This is a genomic window from Streptomyces sp. S.PB5 (genome assembly GCF_030403745.1).
GTDB lineage: Bacteria > Actinomycetota > Actinomycetes > Streptomycetales > Streptomycetaceae > Streptomyces.
Map to the genome: position 1 here is coordinate 163,080 of NZ_JAQMWP010000018.1, position 23,172 is coordinate 186,251.

The window sequence follows — 23,172 nt, forward strand, 5'->3', positions numbered from 1 at the left end:
CTCCTTCAGCTGTTGGCTTGTGCGGTAAGGGGGGCCATCGGGTGCGTCGCACGGTGGCGCTGGGTTGCGGCCACGCTGCTTCCCAGGAGGGCGTGGCCGATCATGATCGGGTAGATGACGGCGCGTTCGAACAGGCCGATGTTCCACATCCAGCCGGTGAACACGTCAGTCATGAAGAGGGGGAACGCGATCAGTCCGGCGGTGCCGAGCGCGGTGCTCGCGATCGAGCGGCGTCTGGTGAGGCCGATGCGGGTTCCGCCGGTTCCGACGGCGATTGCCATGAGGTTGCCGGCGAGCATGACGCCCTGCGCGCCGAACGTATGGAACGCGATCAGGCCGTTGTCGACGTTGGCGTTGGAGCCCTGGAAGATGCCGACGAGCGAGACGCCGGTGCCGGCGAGGACGGCGAGGATCATGATGGTGATCGGGCGGGCGCCCTTGCGCGGGTCGAACATGAGGAACGTGCCGACGATCAGGAGGGTGCCGTAGATCACCCAGCCGGTGTCCATGACGGCGCCGAGGGGGGAGTTGGCGACCTGTCCGAACGCGGTCTGCGGCGGGCCGGTCAGGCCGAGGTGGCTGACCCAGTTGTACAGCGGCGAGTACGGCGGGTCCTGCCATGCGGCGGCGGTGACGAACTCGGCGACCCAGGACACGAGCGGACCGAGAAGGATGAGGAGGGCTCCGGCGCGGGCAGCGGCGCCGGAGCGGACGATGGGATTCATGCGAGAGCCATGCCGGGCACACGCTGGCGGATGGCCTCCATCTCGGCCTCGTCCGAGACGCCCTGCCAGTCGTACCGGGGGGTGTAGGGGGCCTGCAAGGCACGCACCTCGTCGTCGGTGAGCTCGACGTCGAGGGAGGCCACCGCCTCGTCGATCTGCCGGACCGAACCGGCGCCGACCAGCGGCGCGGTGACGACCGGCTGGCGTCGGAGCCAGGCGAGCGCGACCTGTGCGCGGGTGATGCCGTGTGCGGCGGCGACCTTCCCGACGGCATCGATGATCGCCTTGTTGGATGCCTCCTCGGCCGGCGAGTAGAGCAGGTCCGCGTAGGCGCCGTCGGTCTCGGAGCGCGCCGTCGAGCGGGCGTCGTCCCATGCGCGGGCGAGGCGGCCGCGGGCCAACGGTGACCAGATGATCGTGCCGACGCCCTCGTCCAGGCACAGCGGGATCATCTCGCGCTCCTCCTCGCGGGCGAGGAGGTTGTAGTGGTCCTGCATCGACACGAACCGCGCCCAGCCGTTCTGCTTCTGCAGGTGCAGAGCCTTGGCGAACTCCCAGGCGTGCATGGACGAGGCGCCGAGGTAACGGACCTTGCCGGCCTTCACGAGGTCGCTCAGCGCCTCGAGGGTCTCTTCCCACGGTGTGGAGTGGTCGTTGCGGTGGATCTGGTAGAGGTCGATGTAGTCGGTTCCCAGGCGGCGCAGGGAGTGGTCGACCTCGGTCATGATCGCCTTGCGGGACAGGCCGCGGCCGTTGGGTCCCAGCCGCATCGGATGGCGCAGCTTGGTCGCGATCACCACCGCGTCGCGGTCGGCGAGGTCCTTCAGGGCGCGGCCGAGGATCTCCTCGCTGGATCCGTTGGAGTACATGTTCGCGGTGTCGAAGAAGTTGATCCCCGCTTCCAGTGCGTGCCTGATCAGCGGGCGTGCTTCGTTCTCGCCCTTCGACCAGACGGGGTGCCCGCGGTCGGGTTCGCCGTAGGTCATCGCGCCGATCGCGATCGGTGACACGTCGAGGCCGGTGGTGCCGAGCTTGATGTAGTGCATGGTGCCCCTCTAAAGTAAGTGGAGAGCTCTCCGAATACGTTAGTGGAGAGTTCTCCACTTAGCAAGGGGAGATCCAGTGGTCCGCTCAGACGCTCGCGAGAACCGGGCACGCATCCTCGAAGCAGCCCGTGCGGCGTTCGCCGAGGACAGCGCCACGTCGATGAACCAGGTCGCCCAGCGCGCCGGCGTCGGAGCGGGCACCTTGTACCGCAACTTCCCCACCCGCGAAGCGCTGGTGCTGGCCGTCTACCAGGACGAGGTGGAGCGCATCGTCGGCATCGCGCCCGAGCTGCTCGCCCAGATGCCCCCGCTCGAAGCCCTGCGCCACTGGACGACCGACCTCGTCGAAGCGATGCGCAGGAAGCACGGCCTCGGCGACGCGCTCAGCCCCAGCGCGCACCAGGCGATGAGCGAGCAGAGCTACGGGCCGGTCATCGCCGCGATCACCGCGTTGCTCGACGCCGGCAAGAAGGACGGAAGCATCCGCCCCGACGCCGACCCAGGGGACTTCCTTCAGCTGACCGGCGCACTGTGGCGTGCCGCGTCCAGCCCCGAGGACCGGGCACCCCACATGCTCGCGCTCATCCTCGACGGACTCCGCACGCACCGATGAACGACGCACGCGCGACAGGGTCGTCAGGTGAATGGCCCTTCCGTCGAAACGGATTTGTCAAGCTTGCGCTGCTTTGCCCTGACGGACGGCGACGACCGGTAGGAACTGAGCGCTGCCGGGTGCTGTGATCTGTTGGAGTGTCGGCCCGGCCGGGGTCGGGGTATCGGCGAGTCCGTTCACCAGGTTGAGCAGTTGGTCGATCGCGGTCTGGCCGTCGGTGAGGGCAGCTTGTTCGTCCTCGGTGAGCGGGATCGTGACGGCCATCTTCCGCAAGTTGCCTCTGGCGTCGAGGAGCTGGGCTCTCGTGGAGTCTTCTGGGGTGTAGAAGTCGCAGCGGGCGCAGGCCATGCGGTGCCGGCATCAAGTGCACCGCCCGCGGCTGGAGTCTCGCGGCTCCGGTCCGCACGGAAGCCGCCTCAGTCCGAAGACGGCTGCGGCTCCTGAGTGTGGGGCCGGGCGAGGGTGTCGACGGCGGCCTGGGCGAAGTCGTGGATGAGACGGGAGCGGCGGGCCGCCACCCACGCCAGGGCCACCTCGTTGGGGCCGATGTCCTCCACGCGCAGCGGGGTCACGTCCGGCCGGGTGTAGAAGGTGGCGGTCGACAGCGGGAGCACACAGACACCCGCGCCGGCGGCCACGAGTTCGAGCTTCTCCTCCACCTGGTGGATCACCGGGACCTCGGGGCGCCGCCCGCCCTGCAGTTCCAGTGCCACGTCGCGCCACTCGGGAACGGCGTCGGGATCCTGCAGCAGGTGCTCGGCGGCGAGTTCCTTGATGCTCACCGATGTCCTGCCGGCCAAGGGATGCCCCGTCGGCACCATGACGACGCGGGGCTCCCTGAAGAGCGGACGTATCTGCAGACCCTCGCGGTCAATGGGCAGACGCACGATGCTGACGTCGGCCCGGCCGTCCAGCAGCACCTCCACCTGGTCGTCCCAAGTGGTGCGCAACAGGCGAACGTTCACGTCCGGATGGTGCGTGGTGAAGGTGACCCTGGCCGGGGTGACCGTGATGCCGGGCATGAAGCCGATGGTCAGCGACTGTGTGCCCTGGGCCGCCGATCTCACACGCTTCGTCAGGGCCTGGGCAGAGGCGAGCAGGGGAAGGGCGTCCTCCAGCAGCTGCTCTCCCGCCGCAGTGAGCAGCGTCCCGCGGCGGCCGCGGTCGAACACCTCCGCTCCGAGATCGTCCTCGAGGCTGCGGATCTGTCGGGACAGCACCGGTTGGGCGATGTGCAGCCGCTCCGCGGCCCGTCCGAAATGGAGTTCCTGCGCCACGGCCACGAAATAGCGCAGCTTCCGCAGATCAAGATCCACCCGGACTCACCGCCTGCTCCGTCGCCACGGCACACCCGGTCGGTCGGCCGTTGTGGACCATGGCCGTCCTGGACGTCCTGCGTCACGGCCATGGCAGTCGATCACCAATCTACCGGGCGGGCGCGCACCGCCGCAGACGCTGTCGGCCGGCGGGTGCGCAGGTGTGCTCAGCCACGGGCGAGTACGTCCAGCGGGTCGGTGTGGGCGGGAGTCCAGCCCAGTTCCTCCCTGGCCCGGGCCGGAGTGAACTGCTGGTCGAGAGCGAAGGCCTCGGCGATCGGGCCCATCTGTTCACGGGCCTGTTCCAGGCTGACCGACGCGACCTTGCCCTCGATTCCCGCGGCCCGGCTCAGTGCCAGGGCGCACTCCTTGGCGGTGGGATTGGCGCCGCCGACGCCGACGTACACCGAACCCGGCTTCGCCTTGAGTGCCGCGACGTACAACTCGGCGATGTCGTCGACGTGCACCAGCGCCCACCGGTTGGTCCCGTCGCCGATGTAGGGGATGGCGCCGGCCTCCTTGCCCGGGGTGGTGTAGAAGATGTCGATGAGACGGTTCTCGCCGCCGTACAGCAGGCCGGGCTGTATCAAGACGGGGCGGCCACCGCGCTGGGCGCGCTCGAGGACGGCGTCCTCCACGGACTTGCGCCAGGCGACCAGGGGCGGCGGGTTCCACGGGGCGGTCTCGTCCGCCATGCCCTGGGTGTCGCCGTAGACCCAGGTGCCGCCCGTGTGCACGTAGGGGCCGCTGCCGATGCCGTCCTGCATGGCCCCGGCCGCCTCCAGATCCTCGGCAGCGGTCTCGGCCTGCGCCAGGTGTACGGCGGCCTCCGCACGGGCGGCCGCGGCGTTCAGCACGCCGAGGTCCCCCAGCCCGCCCCGCACCGGTGTCGCGCCGAGGGCACGGGCGGTCTCGGCGGAGCGGTCGCTGCGGGCCAGGGCCTGCACGGTGTGTCCCTGCCGGATCAGTGCGCCGATGGTGGCCCTGCCGATGTATCCGGATCCGCCGGTGAGGAAAACCCTCATGGTCTCAGCTCCTGTCAGTGGCTCAACGTCTTGCCCCCACAGCCTCCGCCGGACGATGGCACTGCGTCCAAGACCTCTTTCGACGCCTCTGATACCCGTCAGGCATCACACGTGTGCCGGTGGACCGGAGGCGCCCATGCTGATGCCCGGTGGGCATCAGCGGAGGCAGAAGAGGTCTTGGACGCCCGCTCTTGTGTGCCCGGATGCTGGCCACAGCCCCCTTCCCCGGACCCAGCACCCTGCAGGAGCCATCGAAGATCCCGGCAGACCGGGGCAGCCACGTCGCTGAGGGCCACCTCATCAGTTCAACGCCTCCCGTACGAGGAGCTGCCCCATGGCTGCCACCACCGAAGCGCGGGCTGTCCTCACACCGAACCGCGTCCACCCAGGCATTTCGAGAAGGCTGACCCTGCTGCTGGCCGTGGCCACGGGGGCGATCGCCGCCAACCTGTACTACGCCCAGCCACTCCTGGATGTGATCGCACGATCCCTGGGCACCTCGGACGGCGCCGCGGGCGCGATCGTCACCGTCACCCAACTCGGCTTCGCCGCAGGCCTGGTGTTCGTCCTGCCCCTGGCGGACATCGTCAAGCGCCGATCCCTGCTGACCGCTCTGCTGCTGCTCGACGCCGCCGCGCTCACCATGGTGGGCCTGGCCCCCGACCTCGGCGTCGCCCTGGCCGCCTACGCCGTGCTGGGCCTGGCCAACGTCGCGGCCCAGCTGCTCGTCCCGGCCGCAGCCCAGCTCGCCGACGACGCCCAGCGCGGGCGCGCCGTGGCGACCGTCATCAGCGGCCCTGCTCACCGGCATGCTGCTCGCGCGGACCATCTCCGGCGTGGTGACCGAATACATCGGCTGGCGCCCGCTGTTCCTCGCGGCGGCCTTCCTGATGAGCATCGTCAACGTCATCCTGCGCCGCGCCCTGCGCACCATGGACGTCGACATCCCGCACCGCGCCCCGTACGGCGAGGTGTTGCGCTCCACCCTCCGCATCTACCGCGCCACCCCCGCGCTCCGCGTCCGCTCCGCGTCCGCTCCGCGGACGGCGCCCTGGGCTTCGCCGGCTTCAGTATCTTCTGGTCCACGGCCGCCCTGCAGCTCAGCCGTGCCCCCTTCCACCACTCGCCCGCCGTCATCGGCCTGTTCGGGCTTCTGGGCGCGGCGGGCGCCATGGCCGCAAACCTCACCGGCCGCGTGAAGCGGCACACCCACCCCATGCCGACCGTGCTCGCCGTCGCCCTGATCGCCCTGGCGTACGTGGTGCTCCTGTTCTCCGCCCGGACCCTGGTCGGTATCGTGGCCGGCATCGTGATCCTCGACATCGGCGTGCAGGGTCTGCACGTGCTCAACCAGCGGATCATCTACGACATCGACGCGGCCGCGCGCAACCGGCTCAACAGCATCTGCATGACCTTCTACTTCCTGGGCGGCGCGCTCGGGTCGGCGATGGCGTCGTTCGTGTGGACATGGGCGGGGTGGACCTGCGTCTGCCTCACGGGCCTCGGTGTCACCGCCTTCGCCGTGGTGCTGCGGGCCTTCACCTCCCTGCGTGACAAGGAGGCGGTAGAGGCCGGCTGACCGCGGCAGGCGGTGCCTGCGCTTGCACGGGACGGGGCCAAGCTCTGCGTTTCTCCACGTACGGCGCCCGTCGCCTCACACGTCGATCAGCAGCACGCCCAGTCAGATGACGGATGTGTCGCTCCAGGTCGGCGTTGGCAACAACGATGTCGACAGTTTGGGGTTGAACGGTCACGTCAGCTGGTCAGACGGAAGGACTGGGCCGTCGAGCCGGAACAGCTCCGCTGGGACGGCTTCGCGCCATTGGCGGTGGAAGATCCGTCCACCGCGAGGCACTTGTCGCTGTGCCGGGCCACGAAGCGGTACTGCCCCGAGGCGATGGACTCGGCACGCCACTGTTGGTTGGTGCCGCCGACGTAGTCCCACAGGTGCACCTTGGTCCCGTCGGCGGTTGCGCCGGCGCCGCCGTCCACATCCCAGGACTTGTTGTTGTGCTGGTTGACCACCTGGTAGTAGCCGTCACCGGTGGAGCGGAACTGCCACTTCTCGTTGGCCCCGTCGCCGCACGACCACTGCTGGAGCAGGGTGCCATTGGCGGTGCCCCAGTCGGTGGCGTCCAGGCAGGCACCGCTGCTGGTGCTTGCCACCCGGTACCAGGCGCTGGTGTCGATCGGGCCGGTCGGGTCACCACCGCCGGACCGGTTCCACACGAAGGTTGCGACCGCGCCGCCCGGCAGGGTGTAAGTGAGGGAGCCACCGCTGTCGGAGATGGAGAAGCGCTGCGTCCCGACGGTGTTGACGACGTAGGCGACGCGCGTGCCGTCCGGGTTCTGGAAGACGACGTTCTGGATCCCCCGCCGTCCTGGCCGGTGGAGCCGATCCGGGTGGCGCCGGCCTTGACGAACTTGCTGATGAGGCCGAGCGAGTAATACTCCGCACCCCGGTTGACGTTGCCGTTCGCGATCTCGGCCACGCCGTTGCAGCGGTTGGCGCAGTGCCCCTGGTGCGGGCCGCCGTTCTGGTCGAGGGCGAGGTTCCAGGTGAGGACGGTCTCGCCGCCGTTGCGCATGTTCTGCACGACGAGGTTCTCCGCCTGCCAGCGCAGACTGTCTGCGAACGTGGAGGCAGGATCGGAGCTGTCGGTCCCGGAGCACTCGGTGAAGAAGACACGCTTGCCCGCGTCGCTCTTCCTCGCGGAATGTCCTGCTCGCCTCCGTGGCAGGTTCCGCCCCGCGCGATCGCTCCGGCGGGGCGAAACCTGCCTGTCCGGGTTCAGCAGGTGGCGTTCAAGCCGGCCCAGTCCGCGCGGTCGTTGTAGCCTCCGTCCCCGGCGTCGCCGACCACCAGGTCCAGGACGCGGACCCCGGTCAGGTCGACGTCGGCCTGACGGGTGCCGTCGCGGTCGAGGACACCGCTGTCGAACAGCACCTTGCCGTCACCGAGCACCTGGAACGTCGAGGTGCCGCCTTCCGGGCCGACGTTGCGCACCGCGTCGTCGATGCCGACGGTGGCCGTCAGCCGGGTGCAGCGGTCGCCGAGGTAGTAGCGGATGGTGGAGGGGGAGGCGACGCCGATACCGGTGGGGTACTCCTGGCCGAGCAGGCTGATCGGCGTCCAGCCGCCGACACTGCGGTCGACGGTCGGGGTCATCCATCCGCTGGTGGCACTGATCCAGTCGTGGTGGGACAGGGCGACGTCGCCGTGTGGTGGCGCCGGCGCCACTACGAGCGTGGTGGCCGTCTCCTGCCGTAGACGCTTCTTGCCGGTGGCCTCGTAGGACGTGGTCGCGGCCAGGGTGGCGCTGCCCGCTGCCGCCGTGTCCGGCAGGGTGACCGTGAAGGTGAAGGTCGCGGAGCGGCCTGGCATCAGCAGGTTCGGCGCGGTACCGGTCGGGCGAGCGGTCCAGCCGGTGGGGGCCGCCAGCTCCACACGGGAAGCGAAGACGGGCCGCGGGCTGTCGTTGCGGACGTCGACCTCGACCTGCGCCTGGTCACCGCCGGCGACGACGGGGGCGATGCCGGCCGGCACGGTGTCGCCGCCGACCTTCGTGACCTGGGGCAGGCCGGCCACGACGTGCGGGAGGCCGGGCTTGCCCGTGGCCCGGGCGACGCGGAAGAGGGCCGCGCCGTGGGCCGGGACGGCGGCACTGATCGTGCCGGCGCTCTCGGTGACTTGGTTGGTCCAGGCGTTCTTCAGGGTGAACCGGCTTCCGCTCAGGCCGACCGAGGACGCCTTCGTGGCCAGGGTCGCCGGGCTGTCGCCGCGGTTGAGCAGCACCACGGCCCGGTCGCCGTTCGCGAGCCGCTTGACCCAGGTCTCCGTCGTGCCGGCCGGGCCGACGCGGACGGCTTGGAGTGCGGCGCTGTCCTGGTTGACGGCGAGGACGTCACGGTCCGCGAGGATGCCGAGCGAGGTCTTGCTGAGATTGCGGACGTCGCTGCCGATCACCAGCGGCGCGGCCGCGACCGACCAGAGCGTCATCTGCGTGCGGAACTCCTCGTCGCTCATGCCGAGTTCGGGGCCCAGGTAGTCAGGGTCGTTGAAGTGTCCCGGGCCGGCCGCCTCGGGATGCCGCGCGTTCGCGTCGTAGTTGCGCAGCACGTCCTTGAACTTGATCTCACCGACGAATCCGACGTCCGTGTACGTGCGCCAGGACTGGGCGATGGCCGGTGCGTAGGACCAGGAGTACGTCGACTGCTGCTCCTCGGGGTAGTTGCCCCAGTCCGGGGAGGTGACGGGGTTGCAGAGGTTGAAGATCATGGGACGTCCGCTGGCGTTGTCGCGCAGCGCCTTGGCGAACTGGGTGTAGACGGTCTTCGGATCGAGGTCGGCGGCGATGCCGCAGAGGTAGTCCACCTTGACGGCGTCGAACTTCCAGGCGGCGAACTGGTCGGCGTCGCGCTGGTAGTAGCCGTGGCTGCCCAGCCCGCATTTGCCCGGGATGTAGGGGCCGGCGTCGGTGTAGATGCCGGCCTTGAGGCCCTTGGAGTGGATGTAGTCGACGAGCGGCTCGAGCCCGTCGGGGAACTGGGCGGGGTTGGGCACCAGGTCCCCGGCCGCGCTGCGTGGGGTCGGCGCGGCCCAGTTGCCGTCGATCCAGACGTACTTGTATCCGGCGTCGCGCAGACCGCTGCTGACCAGGAAGTCGGCGGTCGACTCGATCTCGGCCGCGGTCGGGTCGCCGCCGAGTGCGTAGTAGGTGTTCCAGCCCATGTACGGCGTCGGGCTCAGGACCGGTGGGGAGGCCGACGTCGATACGGTGGCGCTGTCGCCGGGCGGGGGAGTGGCGTGGGCGGGGGCCTGCACGACCAGCAGCGTGGTCAGCAGGGCCAGCAGGACGGTGAGATGTCGTTTCACGTCGGATCCTTCGTTGTCCGATCAGGCGTGCCGGACCGTCCCGGTTGTGCGGCGGGGGTATGTGGGACCAGGCGATGTCCGCTTGCCTGCGGGTGGTTGCGAGGATCTTGCAGGGGGTGTGGGGGCGCGTCAAGATTAATTACTAAATTAAGCATTAGGGGTCTGCGTTGAGCCAGGGAGTCGCTCCGGCTCCGAGCTACGGCCAGGCCGCCCGGCAATAATAATTAGGAATAAATGTTGACAGGGCTCTGGTCGACTGCCAGAGTCGTCGCCGCGCCGCCCCCGAACGCGGGGGAGTGGCGCGCAACTCGACGCCGCGAAGACCGCATCGGAGGCCGAGGGCCACGATCCACGGCCGATGCTGCCGCGGCCACGAATCTGAACCCGCACCCCCGAACCGCCGAGGGCCCCGGTACCACCACCGCCCTCAGCCCCAGAGAAAATAAATTAGTAATTATCTTGACGTGGCTGCACCGCCACGCGAATCTTGGTTGGCCGCGCCGGGCCCGTCCGAGCCCCGAACCCCCACGGACCCGCCGCGTGAACCCTCAGGGAGACCCACCATGTCGAACCCGCACACCAGCCGCAGACGCTTCCTCGCCGGGCTCGGCGCCACCGGTACGGCGGCGCTGCTCAGCGGCTGCGTCACCTCGACCTCGTCCTCGAAGTCATCGTCCTCGGGCGCGGTCAGCCTCCAGTCCAACCTGTCCGCGCCGCAGGCCAAGGCGGCCATGGAGGACCTCGTCGCCGCCTACGGCAAGAAGGACGCAGGGCGCGTCACCCTCAACACGGTCGCCGCGGAGACGTTCCGCACCCAGCTGCCGACCTACCTGACCTCCGCCAACCCGCCGGACGTCTACACCTGGTACCCCGGCTCGGTGGCGGACGCCTACGCCAAGAAGGACCTGCTGCTCGACCTCGACGATTTGTGGGCCTCCTCGCCTGACCTCAAGCGCTACTCCAAGGCGCTCAACACACTGTGCACCGCGAGCTCCGGCAAGAAGGTGTTCGTGCCCTCCACCTACTACTGGTGGGGCATGTTCTATCGGAAGTCGAACTTCGCCAAGTGGGGCGTGAGCGAGCCCAAGACCTGGGACGACTTCCTCGACCTGTGCGACAAGCTCAAGTCCAAGGGGGTGGCGCCGATCGGGCTCGGCGCCGGCGGCAACACACCCTGGGTGGCCTCCGCCTGGTTCGACTACCTCGACATACGGATCAACGGTGCCCCGTACCACCGTGAACTCCTGGCCGGCAAGCACCGGTTCGACGACCCCGAGGTGCGCAAGGTCTTCGACCGCTGGACGGAGCTGCTGTCGTACTTCGACCCCGACGGCACCGCCCTCGCCTTCCAGGACGCCACGACCGCACTGCTCAACGGACGCACCGGCATGATGCTGATCGGCACCTTCTTCGCCGACGCGGCCCCCAAGGACGCCCTCGACGACATCGACTTCTTCCGCTTCCCGGTCATCGACCCCAAGGTGCCGCTCGCCGAAGAGGCCCCCGTCGACGGCTACTTCGCCAGCGCGCGTACCGGTCGCGCCGAGCGGGTCACCGAGCTGATGGGCTATCTCGCCACCGCACAGGCGCAGGAGATCTACATCAAGGGCTCCTCGGGCACGGTCCTGCCCTGCAACCCCGACGCCAAGGACTCCGGCACGGCACTGGTGAAGAAGGGCCGTGCCCACATCGACGAGGCGGTCGAGATCACCCAGTTCTTCAACCGGGACTCCAGCGACGCCCTGCAGCCCACCGCCGACACCGCGCTGACCAAGTTCATCGCCAAGCCGAAGTCGATCGGGTCGATTCTCACCGACTGGCAGCGCGAGGCCCAGAAGATCTGGAGCGCCTGAGGTGGCCGTGCTCACCCCCGCACGCCAGGCCCCGGCCGTCACGCCCAGCGGCGGGCGCGGCCGGGGGCCCGTCCGCCGGGTCCCGCCGCTCGTCCTCGCCTTCGTCCTGGTGCCGTTGCTCGCCGAGGCGGTGTGGGTCTTCTGGCCGGCCCTGCAGGGCTTCTACCTCGCCCTGACCTCCTGGGACGGCGTCTCCGCGCCGCGCTTCGTCGGACTGGGCAACTTCCGGGAGATGGCCGGCGACGAGGTCTTCAGGACCGCGGCGATCGACACCGTCCTGTGGCTGGTCCTGTTCGGCGGACTGTCGGCCCTGCTGGGCCTCGCCACGGCCTTGCTCCTCCAGCAGGAGCGACGCGGGGTCGGCTTCTACCGGGCCGCCCTCTTCCTGCCCGTCGTGTTCTCCCTGGTCGCCACCGCCCTGGTGTGGCAGGCCATCTACCAGCCGGACGGCGTCCTCAACCAACTCCTCGACGCCGTCGGGCTGGAGAGCCTGCGGCACGCCTGGCTCGCCGACCAGGACACCGCCCTGTACGCGGTCATCGTGCCCGCTCTGTGGCGCCAGATCGGCTATGTGATGGTGCTGTACCTCGCCGGCCTCAAGGGCATCGACCCGGCCCTGTACGAGGCCGCCAAGGTCGACGGCGCGAGCGCCTGGCAGCGCTTCCGCCACGTCACCCTGCCCCAGCTGCGCAGCGTCAACGCGGTCGTCCTGTCCGTCATCGTCATCGACTCGCTGCGCTCCTTCGACGTGGTGTGGTCGCTGACCCGCGGCGGCCCCTACCACTCGTCCGAGCTGCTGAGCACCTACATGTACTCGACCGCCTTCCAGTCCCTGCGCCTGGGCTACGGCTCCGCGCTCGCCGTCGTCATCTTCGCGCTGGCGTTCGGCGTCATCTGCTCCTACCTCGTGCGCGCCTTCCGGGAGGCCGACTGATGTCCGCCCACTCGACTGCCGTGAAGCGCCGACGAGCCGCCACCGCGGGCTTCCACCTCGGAGCGGGCGCGCTGTCGCTGCTGTGGCTGCTGCCCATCGCCCTGGTGCTCGTCACCAGCCTGCGCTCCTTCGACGACATCGCCGCGCACGGGCTCGGCAGCCTCCCGCACTCCTTCACCCTCGACAACTTCCGCCTGGCCTGGGTCGACGGCGGCCAGCAGCGCGCCCTGATCAACAGCCTGCTCGTCACCGTCCCGTGCGTACTGATCACCCTGGCGCTCGCCGCGATGGCGGCGTTCGCCCTCAGCCGCTACGCCGTCCCCCTGCGCCGGACGCTGTTGCTGCTGATGCTCGGCGGCAACCTGCTGCCCCCGCAGATCCTGCTCATCCCCGTCTCCAAGCTCAGCGAGATGCTCGGCGTCTACGACACGCTGCCCGCCCTCATCGGCGTGCAGATCGGCTTCGGTGTCGGCTTCTACGTCTTCGTCCTGCACGGCTTCATGCGGGCCATCCCCGACGAGATCCAGCAGGCCGCCGTCGTGGACGGCGCCGGCCCCTGGCAGATCTTCTGGCGGATCATCCTCCCCCTGACCCGCCCCGCGCTCGCCGCGCTCAGCGCGCTGTCCTTCACCTGGATCTTCAACGACCTGCTGTGGGCGATCACCGTGCTGCGCAGCGACACCAAGATGCCGATCACCGCCGCCCTCATCGGCCTGCAAGGGCAGTACGTGTCGATGTGGAACGTCATCGCCGCCGGCTCCGTCATCGCCGCCGCGCCCACCGTCGCCGTCTTCCTGCGCTTCCAGCGGCACTTCGTGGCGGGCCTGAACCTGGGAGCGGTGAAATGACGACCCCGCCCGCCCGCACGACCGGCCACGACGGCACGATCCCGCACGACCACAGGACCGGGCACGACCACATGACCTCCCAGGACCGCTGGACCCTGCACACCCCGCGCACCAGCTACACCGTCCGGCTGTCTGCAGACGGCCCCTGGGCCGAACTCGCCGCCTGGGGACCGCACGGCGTCGAGCACGGGCCGTCGGCACTCGACTGGTCCCGTCGCACCCACTTCGTCACCCCCGCCGACGCGGCCCCCGCCGAGTACATCCCGCAGGGCCTGCGCCCGTTCACCGGTGCCGACCTCGTCGTCGGACACGCAGACGGCGAACGCGGACTGTGGTGGCACTTCGCCGGCGCCACCCAGGACGCGCGAGGGCTGCGGCTGACGTTCACCGACGACGTCGCCGGCGCGGACGTCACTCTGTGCTACACCACCGTGCCCGACACCGACGTCATCCTGCGCTGGATGGAGCTCACCTGCACCGGCGCGCACGAACTGCGCCTGGAACGCCTCGACTCGGCCGCCGTCAACGTGCCCGTCACCGACGGAGCCCGCCTCACCTACCTGACCGGACAGTGGTCGCAGGAGTTCACCCGCACCCAACTCCACCTGCGGCGCGGCACGTTCACCATGGGCAGCACCCAGGCGGTCCCCGGCCACGCCTACGCCCCCTGGATCGCCGTACAGGACGCCGCCCTGCCCGAGGACACGGCGCCCACCTACGGCATCGCCCTGGAGTGGCCCGGCAACTGGCACATCACCGCCGAGGCCGAGCCCGGCGGCGCCATCCGCGTCCGCGCCGGGCGCCAGCCGCACGAGGGCGCCGTGATCCTCGCACCCGGCGACACCTTGACCACGCCCCGCCTCGCCTGCGCCTTCAGCGCGGACGGACTCGACGGGCTGTCCACGGTCTGGCACCGCTACGAGCGCCACCTCAGCGGCGAACGCCTGCACCGCCCGCGCAAGGTCCTCTACAACTCCTGGGAGGCCACCGGCTTCGACGTGGACGCCGCCGGCCAGCTCGAACTCGCCAAGGCGGCCGCCGACATCGGAGCCGAGCTGTTCGTCGTGGACGACGGCTGGTTCACGGGCCGTGCCGACGACACCGGAGGCCTGGGCGACTGGCACCCCGACCCGGCAAAGTTCCCGCAGGGCTTCGGCGCTTTCGTGGACGCTGTGCGTGCACTGGGACTCGGCTTCGGCCTGTGGGTCGAACCGGAGGCCGTGAGCCCCGGCAGCCGTCTGTACGCCGAGCACCCCGACTGGGTCTACCGCGTGGACGGCCGCCCCGGCCGACTGGTGCGCAACCAGCTCCTGCTGGACCTCGGCCGCGCCGACGTGCAGGACTTCGTGATCGGCACGCTCGACCGGCTGCTGGGGGACCATCCCATCGAGTACCTCAAGTGGGACATGAACCGGCCGCCCACCGAGCGGGCCCGGCCCACAGCCGGCCCCGCCGACCGCCTCGACCTGGACGCCGCACATGTCGCCGGATACCTGCGGGTCCTGGACCATCTGCGCGCCCGCCACCCGCACGTCACCGTGGAGGGGTGCGCCGGTGGCGGCGCACGCATCGAGCATGCCACCCTGGCCCGCACCGATGTGGTCTGGCCCAGCGACAACACCGCTCCGCTGGACCGGCTCGCCGTCCAGTACGGCTTTCTGCACGCCCACGCCCCGCATGTCATGAGCTCCTGGGTCACCGACGCGCCCGGCGTCTTCGACCCGCGCCCCCGCTCGCTCGCCTTCCGCTTCGTGCTGGCGATGTGCGGCGTCCTGGGCGTGGGAGCAGACCTGCGCTCCTGGGACGCCGACCGGCGCACCGAGGCCGCCCACTGGATCGCCCGCTACAAACAGATCCGCGACGTCGTCCACCACGGCGAGACCCGTCTGCTCGGCACTCCTGACGATGCGACCTGCGGCGTGCAGTACTCCGAGGCCGACGGACCGCGCGTCGTGGTCGCCGCCTTCAGCACCGGCCGCCTGGACGGGGCCCCGCTGGTGCCCGGCCGCCCCGCCCGGCTGCGGCTGCGCGGAATTGACCCGGCCGCCATATACACGGACGAGGAGACTGGCACCGAGTACAGCGGCGCCCACCTGCTGCACTACGGTCTTGCGTTCAGCTGGAGCGCGGGCCACGACGCCCACCTCACCGTCCTGACCCGCCGATAGCCGCATGGCCCCCCAGCCCCCCCCACGAAGGAGCCCGACCCCACGATGGATCAGTCCGTACGACGGCCCGGCGCCCGTTTCACCGGCCGCACGGCCGTGGTCACCGGAGCGGCCTCCGGTATCGGAGCCGCCACCGCCGCACGCCTCGCCGCGGAGGGAGCCGCCGTCGTCCTCACCGACATCGCCGAGGAGCGCGGCACGGCTGCCGCGGAGCGGATCGTCCAGGGCGGCGGGCAGGCGTGCTTCGTCGCTGCCGACGTCGCGGCCGAGGAGGACTGGGCGCGCGTCGTCTCAGCCGCCCACGCCTTCGGACCGGTGGACATCCTCGTCAGCAACGCGTTCACGGTCGACGTCACGCCCGCCCACGAGATGACCCTGCCCTCCTGGCAGCGCCAGCTCGACGTGAACCTCACCGGCGGCTTCCTCGGTGTGCGCGCGGTCCTGCCCGATCTGCGGGCCAGGGGCGGCGCGGTAGTGTTGATCTCATCCGTCCATGCGCACCGAGGCATTCCCGGTCACCCCGCCTACGCCGCCGCGAAGGGGGCCCTGCTCTCCCTGTGCGGGCAACTCGCCGTCGAGTACGGGCCCGAGGTGCGGGTCAACGCCGTCGTACCGGGGCCGATCCTGACCGCGGCCTGGGACCGGGTGCCCGAGGACGAGCGCGAGCGCAGCGTCGCCGAGACCGCCGCCCGCCGCTTCGGCACCCCCGAGGAGGTGGCCGCGGCCATCGCCTTCCTCGCCGCCGACGAGGCCTCCTACATCACCGGCACGAGTCTCGTCGTGGACGGTGGCTGGAGCGTCGTGAAGGCCTCCGCATGAGCACCCGCACCGTGCCGCCGACGAACCCCGCCCGGTCCCTCGTGGGCCCCGGGCACCGGACCCAGCAGAAAGGCTCGACGACATGACGCCCTACGCCCGCCGCGGCGTGCACGGCCAGACGGTGGAGGCGCTCGCCCGCCGCATCCTGGGCGGCCGGATCCCTGAGGGGGCCACCCTCGACCTGGTGGCGCTCCAGAGCGAGCTGGACGTGAGCCTGACCGCGCTGCGCGAGTCGCTGAAGGTGCTCGCGGCCAAGGGCATGGTCGACGCCCGCCAGAAGCGCGGCACCTTCGTACGGGCGCGGGCGGACTGGAACCTCCTCGACGCCGACGTCCTGCGCTGGCAGTTCGAGGGCGGCAGCGCCGGTGAGGCCGACCAGGCCCTGCTGCGGAACCTGTCGGAGGTCCGTTCCATCATCGAGCCCGCCGCCGTCCGCCTGGCCGCCGAGCGCCGCACCGACGCCGACCTCACCGCTCTTGAGGACGCGCTCACCGCGATGGGGCACACCGGCCCCGACCCCGGGCACGCCATCGACGCCGACTTGGCCTTCCATCGCGCGCTGCTCGCCGCCACCCACAACGAACTCCTCGAACGCATGGAGATGGTGCTCGAGTCCGGCCTCGCCCACCGCGACCGGATCGTGCACTCCTCCCCGCACAGCGAGGACCCCGTCCCGGCCCACCGCGCCGTCCTGGACGCCGTACGCGCCCAGGATCCCGTGGCCGCCGAGGCCGCCATGCGTGCCCTGCTCGAACAGGCCGGCCGCGACCAGGACCGCATCGGCACCACCGACGAAGCGGAAGGCACCACCTCCCAGTGAAGATCACCCGTATCGAGACCTTCCTGGTCCCGCCGCGCTGGCTGTTCTGCCGCGTGGAGACCGACGAAGGCGTAGTCGGCTGGGGCGAACCCGTCGTGGAGGGCCGGGCCGAGGTCGTCCGGGCCGCCGTGGACGTCCTGGCCGAGTACCTCGTCGGGCAGGACCCGCTGCGCATCGAGGACCACTGGCAGGTGCTCACCAAGGGAGGCTTCTACCGGGGCGGCCCCATCCTGTCGAGCGCCGTCGCCGGCCTCGACCAGGCCCTGTGGGACATCGCCGGCAAGACCTACGGCGCCCCCGTGCACGCCCTGCTGGGCGGTCCCGTCCGCGACAGCGTGCGGGTCTACGCCTGGGTCGGCGGCGACGAACCCGCGCAGCTCACCGAACAGGTCACCGAGCAGGTCGAGGCGGGCTTCACCGCGGTCAAGATGAACGCGGCGGGCCCGACCTCACCGATGGCCACCGCCGCCGAGACGGCGGCCGTCGTCGGCCGGGTCGCCGCCGTCCGCGACGTCCTGGGCCCCGACCGCGACGTGGCCGTCGACTTCCACGGCCGCTTCACGGCCGCCGCCGCCCGCCGCGTCCTCACCGAACTCGCCCCACTGCACCCGCTGTTCGTCGAGGAACCCGTCGTACCCGAACACGGCCACCTCCTGGGCCAACTCGTGGCCGCCGGCCCCATACCCCTGGCGACCGGCGAACGCCTCTTCTCACGCGCCGAGTTCCTGCCCGCGCTCGCCGCCGGCATCGCCGTCGCCCAGCCCGACCTGTCCCACGCGGGCGGCATCTCCGAGGTCCACCGCATCGCCTCCCTCGCCGACACCTACGGCGCACAACTCGCCCCGCACTGCCCGCTCGGCCCGATCGCCCTGGCGGCCAGCCTCCAAGTCGCCTTCGCCACACCGAACTTCCTGATCCAGGAGCAGAGCCGGGGCATCCACTACAACAAGGACGCCGACCTGCTCTCCTACGTCGTCGACCCCGAGCCGTTCCGGTTCACCGCCGGACACGCCCACCGGTGCGTCGCACCCGGTCTCGGCATCACCGTTGACGAGAACGCCGTACGCGCCGCCGACCGCACCGGGCACACCTGGCGCAACCCCGTGTGGCGGCACACCGACGGCTCGTTCACGGAGTGGTGACCATGCCCTTGGCCTTCACCACCGACCCCGCACACGGCGGACGCTGGACCTCGCTGCGTGACGGCGACCGCGAATGGCTGTGGCACCGCCCGGACCCCGCACGGCAGCATGTCGCACCCGGCGACGCCTTCGTGGACGCGGGTGGTCTGGAGGAGTGCCTGCCCACCGTGCGCGGCCTGCCCGACCACGGGGACGTCTGGTCCCGGCCGTGGTCACACGACGGTGACACCGAGCGCGTGGACTGCGACGCGTTCACCCTCGCCCGCACCGTGCGGGCCACCGCCGACGGCGTCGAGGCGCACTACACGCTCCGGGCCGACCCCGGCTACCGCTTCATATGGGCCGCCCACGCGCTCCTCGACCTCTCCGAGAAAGCCGAACTCCGGGCCAGGGCAGGCGTGTCCACCCGGATCTTCCCCGAGGCGTCCTCCCTGCTCGACGCCCCGTGGCCGGACGGCGCCGCCTGGGTCGAAGGCGACTGGCCCGCACCCTGTGGACTGCGCCTCGACCGGTTCGGCCCCGAGGACGGCACAGCTGTCGGCGCGGTCCTCGCGGCCGACCGGGTCTGCGTCCACGACGGAATCGACCGGCTCACCCTCGCCGTAACGGCCGAGGGGCAGCCGGTGTCGGTCGCCCTGTGGCGCAACCTGGGCGGCTTCCCCGTGACGGCCCCCTACCGCAGCACCGGTGTCGAACCCATGCTCGGCCGCACCTTCGACCTCGCCGAAGCAGGCTCGGGGGACGCGGCACGCGTCCCCGCTTCCGGCGAAGTGCGCTGGCGCCTCACCCTGACCGCCGCCTGCGGCTGCCCCTGACCCCCGCTGGCCCACGGCCCGTCCTGCCGAGAAGCGCCGGTGAACGCTACCCCGACACACAAGGAGTTCCTTCCCGTGGACCTACGAGCCGCCCTGGCAGAGCGCCGCCTCGTCGCCATCGTCCGCGGAGACGACGCCGACGCCGCGCTGCGCACCGTTCTGATCCTGGCCCAGGAGGGCATCGATCTGATCGAGGTGTCCCTCAGCGGCGCCGACGCGCTCGGTGTCATCACCCGCTGCGCAGCCGAACTCGGGCCCGACCGGCCGATCGGCGCCGGTACCGTCCTGACCGCCGACGACGCGCGCGCCGCACACGATGCAGGCGCCGCCTTCGCCGTCACCCCCGGCCTCGGAGCGGGCGCCGACACCGCCCGCGAACTGGGCCTGCCCGTCCTCGCGGGCGTCATGACCCCCACCGAGATCATCACGGCCCAGGCCCAGGGCGCCGACGCGCTGAAACTCTTCCCCGCCGCCCAGGCCGGGGGACCGGCCTACCTCAAGGCCCTGCGCGCGCCCTTCCCCGACGCCGCGTTCGTGCCCGTCGGCGGAGTGGACCTGGACGCCGCCCGCGCCTACCTCGCCGCCGGCGCCACCGCCGTCGGCATCGGCTCTCCGCTCGTCGGCGACGCCGCCGACGGCGGCAGCCTGAACGCCTTGCGAGAGCGTGCCCACGCCTTCCTCACCGCAGTCCAGGAGACCGCCGGATGACCGCACAGCACCCTTGGGTCACCGGCCCCGATCGTCTCGATCTGGGCGAGGGGATCCGCTGGACGGGCGACGGCCTCGTCCTGGTGGACATCCTCCAAGGACGCCTGCTCAGCGCCGCCGACGATCCCCGCCTGCCGCTTCACGAAATCCTCCGACTGACCGTCCCGCTGGGCGCGGTGGCACCCGTCGCCGACCGCCCCGGCACGTGGATCGCCGCCGCCGGCACCGGCGTATGCCTCCTCCCGCCGGACGGCACCCCCCGATGGCTGGCCACACCCGAGGACCGCCCCGGACCGGACATGCGCATGAACGACGGCATCGCGGACCCCACCGGCCGTTTCTGGGCCGGCAGCATGGCCTACGACGGCACCCCGGGCGCCGGCACCCTGTACCGCGTCGACCACGACGCCACCGTGACCCCCGTCGTCGAGGGCCTCACCATCCCCAACGGCCCTGCCTTCACCGAGGACGGACGCACCATGTACCTCGCCGACAGCGCCCAGGGGATCGTCCGCCGCTACCCGGTCGACCCCGACACCGGCCACGTCGGCAGCCCCGAGGAGTTCTTCACGGTGGACGAGGGCAGCCCCGACGGCATGACCGTCGATGCCCAGGGAGCCGTATGGTGCGCAGTCTGGGGCACGGGCACGCTCCGACGGCACCTTCCGGACGGCGGCCTCGACCGGGTCGTCCACATTCCCGCCGGGCAACCGGCCGGCGTCTGCCTCAAAGACACGCTGCTCCACATCACCACCGCCACGGTGGGCCTGGAAGCACCCGGCCCGTACGACGGGGCGGTGTTCACCCTTCCCGTCGACGTGCCCGGTACGCCGACCCCCGCATTCCGGCTCGCCCCCTCGGCACCGATCGCAGGAGCCCTCGCATGACGGACTCGTGGCGCCCGCCGCGCGGACGCGTGGTCTGCATCGGCGAAACCATGGCCGCCCTCGCCCCCACCCCCTCCGGGCCGCTCGCCGACGCCGACCACCTCAGCCTGTCGGTGGCGGGAGCCGAGTCCAACGTGGCGATGTACCTCGCCGATCACGGCATCGAGTCGACCTGGCTGTCGGCACTCGGCGACGACCCGCTGGGAGCCCGGGTACGCGCCGTCCTGGCCGCCGCCGGGGTCGACATCGCCCACGTGACCACCGACCCCGACCGGCCGACAGGCCTGATGCTGAAGAACCCGTCACCCGCAGGCACCCGGGTCCACTACTACCGAAAGGGCTCAGCCGCCTCCGCCCTCGGCCCCGACCTCCTCGACCACAAGGCACTGCGCACGGCAGCCCTCGTGCACTTCACCGGCATCACACCGGCCCTGTCCGCGTCCTGCCGCGAGCTGGTCACCCACGCTCTCGCCGTCCCCGCCGCCGAACGCCCGCACGCCATCAGCTTCGACGTCAACCACCGCGCCCAGCTCTGGCCCGAGGCCACCGCCCCGCACGTGCTGCACGACCTCGCCGACCGAGCCGACATCGTCTTCGTCGGCCTCGACGAGGCCCAGGAGCTCTGGGGTGCCCATCTGACCCCCACCGCCGTACGCGAACTCCTGCCCGCACCACGCGTCGTCGTCGTCAAGGACGGCCCCCGCGAGGCCACGGCCTTGACCCCCGCGGGCTCGGCGACGGTCCCCGCCCCACACACTCCCGTGACCGAACCGGTCGGCGCGGGCGACGCCTTCGCAGCGGGCTTCCTCACCGGCCTGCTGAGGGGTGAGCCACTGAGCCGATCCCTACGACTCGGCCACATCACAGCGGCGTCGGCCCTGAGCGTGACAGGAGACCACGGCCCACTCCCACCACATTCGACCATCGACCGGCTCCTGGACCTCACGGATGAGCAGTGGAAAAACGTGCGGGTCGCCGGTGGTGGTGTTGGGCGTGCCGACAAGTGATCGTGACACAGAACCACGCGCGGACGTGACCTCTCCCGAATCGGTGGCGGCGCTGGTGGACGCCGCGGTGGGCCGGTTCGGACGGATCGACGTGCTGGTCAACGACGCCCGGATATGGAGTCTCTGCCTTCTCGGACAGCCTCCGCCAGGAGGTGGCCGACGGTGGGGTCCGGGTATCGGTGATCTATCCGGCGCTCACCGCCACGGACCTGCTGCAGAAGGCGAAGGAAGCGGAGATGCCGCCCCCGTTTCGGCACATGACGCCACTGTCGGCGGACGACGTGGCCCAAGCTGTGGTGGCCGCAGTCCCGCAGGAAAGCGACGGGTAGCGCTGCCGCGCATGGCGAACGCGCTGCTGCTCGGCGAGGCTCTGTCGCCTTGCATCGGCGACCTGATCGCAACCGAGTCCCGGGTCGCCCACCACGGAGTGTTGCGTCGACCTGCCGGTCACAGCTTTTCGAGAAAGATCGAAATGCTGGTCCGTGCGCCCTGGGGTGCGTGAGCATCGAGGTGTCGGAAGCGGTTTCCGCCTGCTGAGGAGCCGCGTCTGACGGCGGTTCGTCGGAGGGGGTTCGGGTGGGGCTGTCGGGTCAGCCGTAAAGAGCGGCCATCGTGCCTGCCCTTGCCCAGGGTCCCGCCGGTCTCGGTGGGCCACCCGCTCCACGCTCGATACGTATCACTGAACAAGGAGAAACTCCCATGCAGCGCAGGAGTTCACGCTTGATGAGCAAGCTCGCGACCGTAGCGGCGGCAGCGATCGTGGTGGCGGGTGGCGCGGCCGTTCCGGCTGCCGCGGCATCGGCCCAGTCGGCGGAGCAGACCGCGGCCCAGGCCATGAACGTTCAGGCGCAGACCGTCACCACCTGGATCAACGGCAATGTGCGGATCGGGCCTTCGACTGGCTACAGCATCGCCTACACCGTCGCGGCGAACCAGAACCTGAGCGCCGTGTGCTGGCTCGTGGGCGGTTTTGTCAACGCCAACGGCATCTACCACGACAAGTGGGTGCTCCTCTCGGACGGCAACTACATCTGGGGCGGCCTGCTGAAGGGCAACGAGGTGGGCAACGTCTCCACGCCCTGCTTCTGACACATCCGCGGCGTGCCGCGGTACGAGACAGCGGGTACACAGATGACGGCGGCTTTGAGGGCCGCCGTCATCCAAGGTGTGCCTTTGCGGGTGTGCCGGGCTCCTCAGTCGCGGATGAAGCGGTCGATCCGCACTTCGGTGAGCGAGTCGAGTGCACCGAGTTGCTCGGCTGCCGCGGCGATCTGGTCGTACTCCGTCCGCAGGATGCGGATGCGGTGGGACTCGATCACGCGCGCGAGGTCGTCCACGGCCAGTTCGGCTTCGTCGTTGCCGGGCAGCAAGGTGGTGGCCGGCCGGTAGACGCCGGTGGTGCGTCCGGCCGAAGTAGCGATGGTGATCTCGCACTCGAGGATGCGCACCTCCACCGCGCCCAGCCGGGAGAGGAACGAGCCGTCGGGCAGACGGTGCAGGACCGGCGGCTTGCGGGAGGCGGACACCGGGCAAAGGAGACGGGACCGGGGGCGGCGACCGGCTTCAGGCA

The 23,172-nt window shown here is 70.7% G+C and carries 23 protein-coding genes and 1 pseudogene; 16 read left to right on the forward strand and 8 right to left on the reverse strand.

The window, feature by feature from the left end:
* Positions 1 to 5: 5 nt before the first annotated feature.
* Together PH203_RS37785 and PH203_RS37790 are read right to left on the reverse strand one after the other, a co-directional pair.
* Positions 6 to 725, reverse strand: coding sequence for a DUF998 domain-containing protein (locus PH203_RS37785; RefSeq protein ID WP_289926142.1), 720 nt, complete (start codon positions 723 to 725; stop codon positions 6 to 8).
* Positions 722 to 1,771 (reverse strand): aldo/keto reductase, encoded by a 1,050-nt coding sequence (locus tag PH203_RS37790; protein ID WP_289926144.1) that lies wholly within the window; start codon positions 1,769 to 1,771, stop codon positions 722 to 724. The genes PH203_RS37785 and PH203_RS37790 overlap by 4 nt, the downstream gene beginning before the upstream one ends.
* 76 nt (positions 1,772 to 1,847) lie before the next feature.
* Here PH203_RS37790 and PH203_RS37795 point away from each other — a divergent pair, with 76 nt between their 5' ends.
* Positions 1,848 to 2,384 (forward strand): TetR/AcrR family transcriptional regulator, encoded by a 537-nt coding sequence (locus tag PH203_RS37795; RefSeq protein WP_289926146.1) that lies wholly within the window; start codon positions 1,848 to 1,850, stop codon positions 2,382 to 2,384.
* Between the two features lie 57 nt (positions 2,385 to 2,441).
* On the opposite strand, the gene PH203_RS37800 is transcribed toward PH203_RS37795, so the two are convergent.
* From PH203_RS37800 to PH203_RS37810, 3 genes are all read right to left on the reverse strand, one after another.
* On the reverse strand, positions 2,442 to 2,648 hold the full coding sequence (locus PH203_RS37800) for a hypothetical protein (RefSeq protein ID WP_289926148.1): 207 nt from the start codon (positions 2,646 to 2,648) through the stop codon (positions 2,442 to 2,444).
* A gap of 152 nt (positions 2,649 to 2,800) precedes the next feature.
* Entirely contained in the window at positions 2,801 to 3,700 is a 900-nt protein-coding gene (locus PH203_RS37805; protein ID WP_289926149.1) for a LysR substrate-binding domain-containing protein, read from the reverse strand.
* A gap of 167 nt (positions 3,701 to 3,867) precedes the next feature.
* Complete coding sequence (locus PH203_RS37810; protein ID WP_289926151.1) at positions 3,868 to 4,725, reverse strand: NAD-dependent epimerase/dehydratase family protein; 858 nt, start codon at positions 4,723 to 4,725, stop codon at positions 3,868 to 3,870.
* A gap of 334 nt (positions 4,726 to 5,059) precedes the next feature.
* Here PH203_RS37810 and PH203_RS37815 point away from each other — a divergent pair, with 334 nt between their 5' ends.
* Positions 5,060 to 6,304 (forward strand): MFS transporter, encoded by a 1,245-nt coding sequence (locus PH203_RS37815; protein ID WP_289926154.1) that lies wholly within the window; start codon positions 5,060 to 5,062, stop codon positions 6,302 to 6,304.
* 176 nt (positions 6,305 to 6,480) lie between these two features.
* On the opposite strand, the pseudogene PH203_RS37820 reads toward PH203_RS37815, so the two are convergent.
* Positions 6,481 to 7,442, reverse strand: a pseudogene (locus PH203_RS37820) (RICIN domain-containing protein); the annotation flags it as partial.
* A 74-nt stretch (positions 7,443 to 7,516) separates the two neighbouring features.
* Entirely contained in the window at positions 7,517 to 9,601 is a 2,085-nt protein-coding gene (locus PH203_RS37825; RefSeq protein WP_289926157.1) for an NPCBM/NEW2 domain-containing protein, read from the reverse strand.
* Between the two features lie 563 nt (positions 9,602 to 10,164).
* Between PH203_RS37825 and PH203_RS37830 the strand changes: the two genes are divergently transcribed.
* From PH203_RS37830 to PH203_RS37895, 14 genes are all read left to right on the forward strand, one after another.
* The gene (locus PH203_RS37830; RefSeq protein ID WP_289926158.1) at positions 10,165 to 11,454 is read left to right on the forward strand and encodes an extracellular solute-binding protein; all 1,290 of its coding nucleotides are present in this window, start codon (positions 10,165 to 10,167) and stop codon (positions 11,452 to 11,454) included.
* 1 nt (position 11,455) lies between these two features.
* Complete coding sequence (locus tag PH203_RS37835) at positions 11,456 to 12,388, forward strand: sugar ABC transporter permease (RefSeq protein WP_289926160.1); 933 nt, start codon at positions 11,456 to 11,458, stop codon at positions 12,386 to 12,388.
* Positions 12,388 to 13,236 (forward strand): carbohydrate ABC transporter permease, encoded by an 849-nt coding sequence (locus PH203_RS37840; protein ID WP_289926162.1) that lies wholly within the window; start codon positions 12,388 to 12,390, stop codon positions 13,234 to 13,236. Before PH203_RS37835 ends, PH203_RS37840 begins: the two co-directional genes overlap by 1 nt.
* Before the next feature lie 71 nt (positions 13,237 to 13,307).
* Positions 13,308 to 15,404 (forward strand): alpha-galactosidase, encoded by a 2,097-nt coding sequence (locus PH203_RS37845; RefSeq protein WP_289926222.1) that lies wholly within the window; start codon positions 13,308 to 13,310, stop codon positions 15,402 to 15,404.
* 45 nt (positions 15,405 to 15,449) lie between these two features.
* Complete coding sequence (locus PH203_RS37850; protein WP_289926164.1) at positions 15,450 to 16,223, forward strand: SDR family NAD(P)-dependent oxidoreductase; 774 nt, start codon at positions 15,450 to 15,452, stop codon at positions 16,221 to 16,223.
* Positions 16,224 to 16,305: 82 nt separating this feature from the next.
* Positions 16,306 to 17,043 (forward strand): FadR/GntR family transcriptional regulator, encoded by a 738-nt coding sequence (locus PH203_RS37855; protein ID WP_289926165.1) that lies wholly within the window; start codon positions 16,306 to 16,308, stop codon positions 17,041 to 17,043.
* Complete coding sequence (dgoD, locus tag PH203_RS37860) at positions 17,040 to 18,185, forward strand: galactonate dehydratase (RefSeq protein WP_289926166.1); 1,146 nt, start codon at positions 17,040 to 17,042, stop codon at positions 18,183 to 18,185. Before PH203_RS37855 ends, dgoD begins: the two co-directional genes overlap by 4 nt.
* 2 nt (positions 18,186 to 18,187) lie before the next feature.
* Positions 18,188 to 19,000: a hypothetical protein gene (locus PH203_RS37865; protein WP_289926168.1), complete on the forward strand. Its 813-nt coding sequence runs from the start codon at positions 18,188 to 18,190 to the stop codon at positions 18,998 to 19,000.
* Between the two features lie 75 nt (positions 19,001 to 19,075).
* Positions 19,076 to 19,708, forward strand: coding sequence for a bifunctional 4-hydroxy-2-oxoglutarate aldolase/2-dehydro-3-deoxy-phosphogluconate aldolase (locus tag PH203_RS37870; RefSeq protein WP_289926169.1), 633 nt, complete (start codon positions 19,076 to 19,078; stop codon positions 19,706 to 19,708).
* Positions 19,705 to 20,595 (forward strand): SMP-30/gluconolactonase/LRE family protein, encoded by an 891-nt coding sequence (locus PH203_RS37875; RefSeq protein WP_289926170.1) that lies wholly within the window; start codon positions 19,705 to 19,707, stop codon positions 20,593 to 20,595. Before PH203_RS37870 ends, PH203_RS37875 begins: the two co-directional genes overlap by 4 nt.
* Complete coding sequence (locus PH203_RS37880; RefSeq protein ID WP_289926173.1) at positions 20,592 to 21,602, forward strand: sugar kinase; 1,011 nt, start codon at positions 20,592 to 20,594, stop codon at positions 21,600 to 21,602. Before PH203_RS37875 ends, PH203_RS37880 begins: the two co-directional genes overlap by 4 nt.
* Positions 21,603 to 21,754: 152 nt before the next feature.
* Positions 21,755 to 21,931: a hypothetical protein gene (locus PH203_RS37885; RefSeq protein WP_289926174.1), complete on the forward strand. Its 177-nt coding sequence runs from the start codon at positions 21,755 to 21,757 to the stop codon at positions 21,929 to 21,931.
* 11 nt (positions 21,932 to 21,942) lie between these two features.
* Entirely contained in the window at positions 21,943 to 22,104 is a 162-nt protein-coding gene (locus PH203_RS37890) for a hypothetical protein (RefSeq protein ID WP_289926175.1), read from the forward strand.
* A gap of 221 nt (positions 22,105 to 22,325) precedes the next feature.
* The gene (locus PH203_RS37895) at positions 22,326 to 22,691 is read left to right on the forward strand and encodes a hypothetical protein (RefSeq protein ID WP_289926177.1); all 366 of its coding nucleotides are present in this window, start codon (positions 22,326 to 22,328) and stop codon (positions 22,689 to 22,691) included.
* Between the two features lie 104 nt (positions 22,692 to 22,795).
* Here PH203_RS37895 and PH203_RS37900 read toward each other — a convergent pair whose 3' ends face one another.
* Entirely contained in the window at positions 22,796 to 23,128 is a 333-nt protein-coding gene (locus PH203_RS37900) for a hypothetical protein (protein WP_289926179.1), read from the reverse strand.
* Positions 23,129 to 23,172 lie beyond the last annotated feature (44 nt).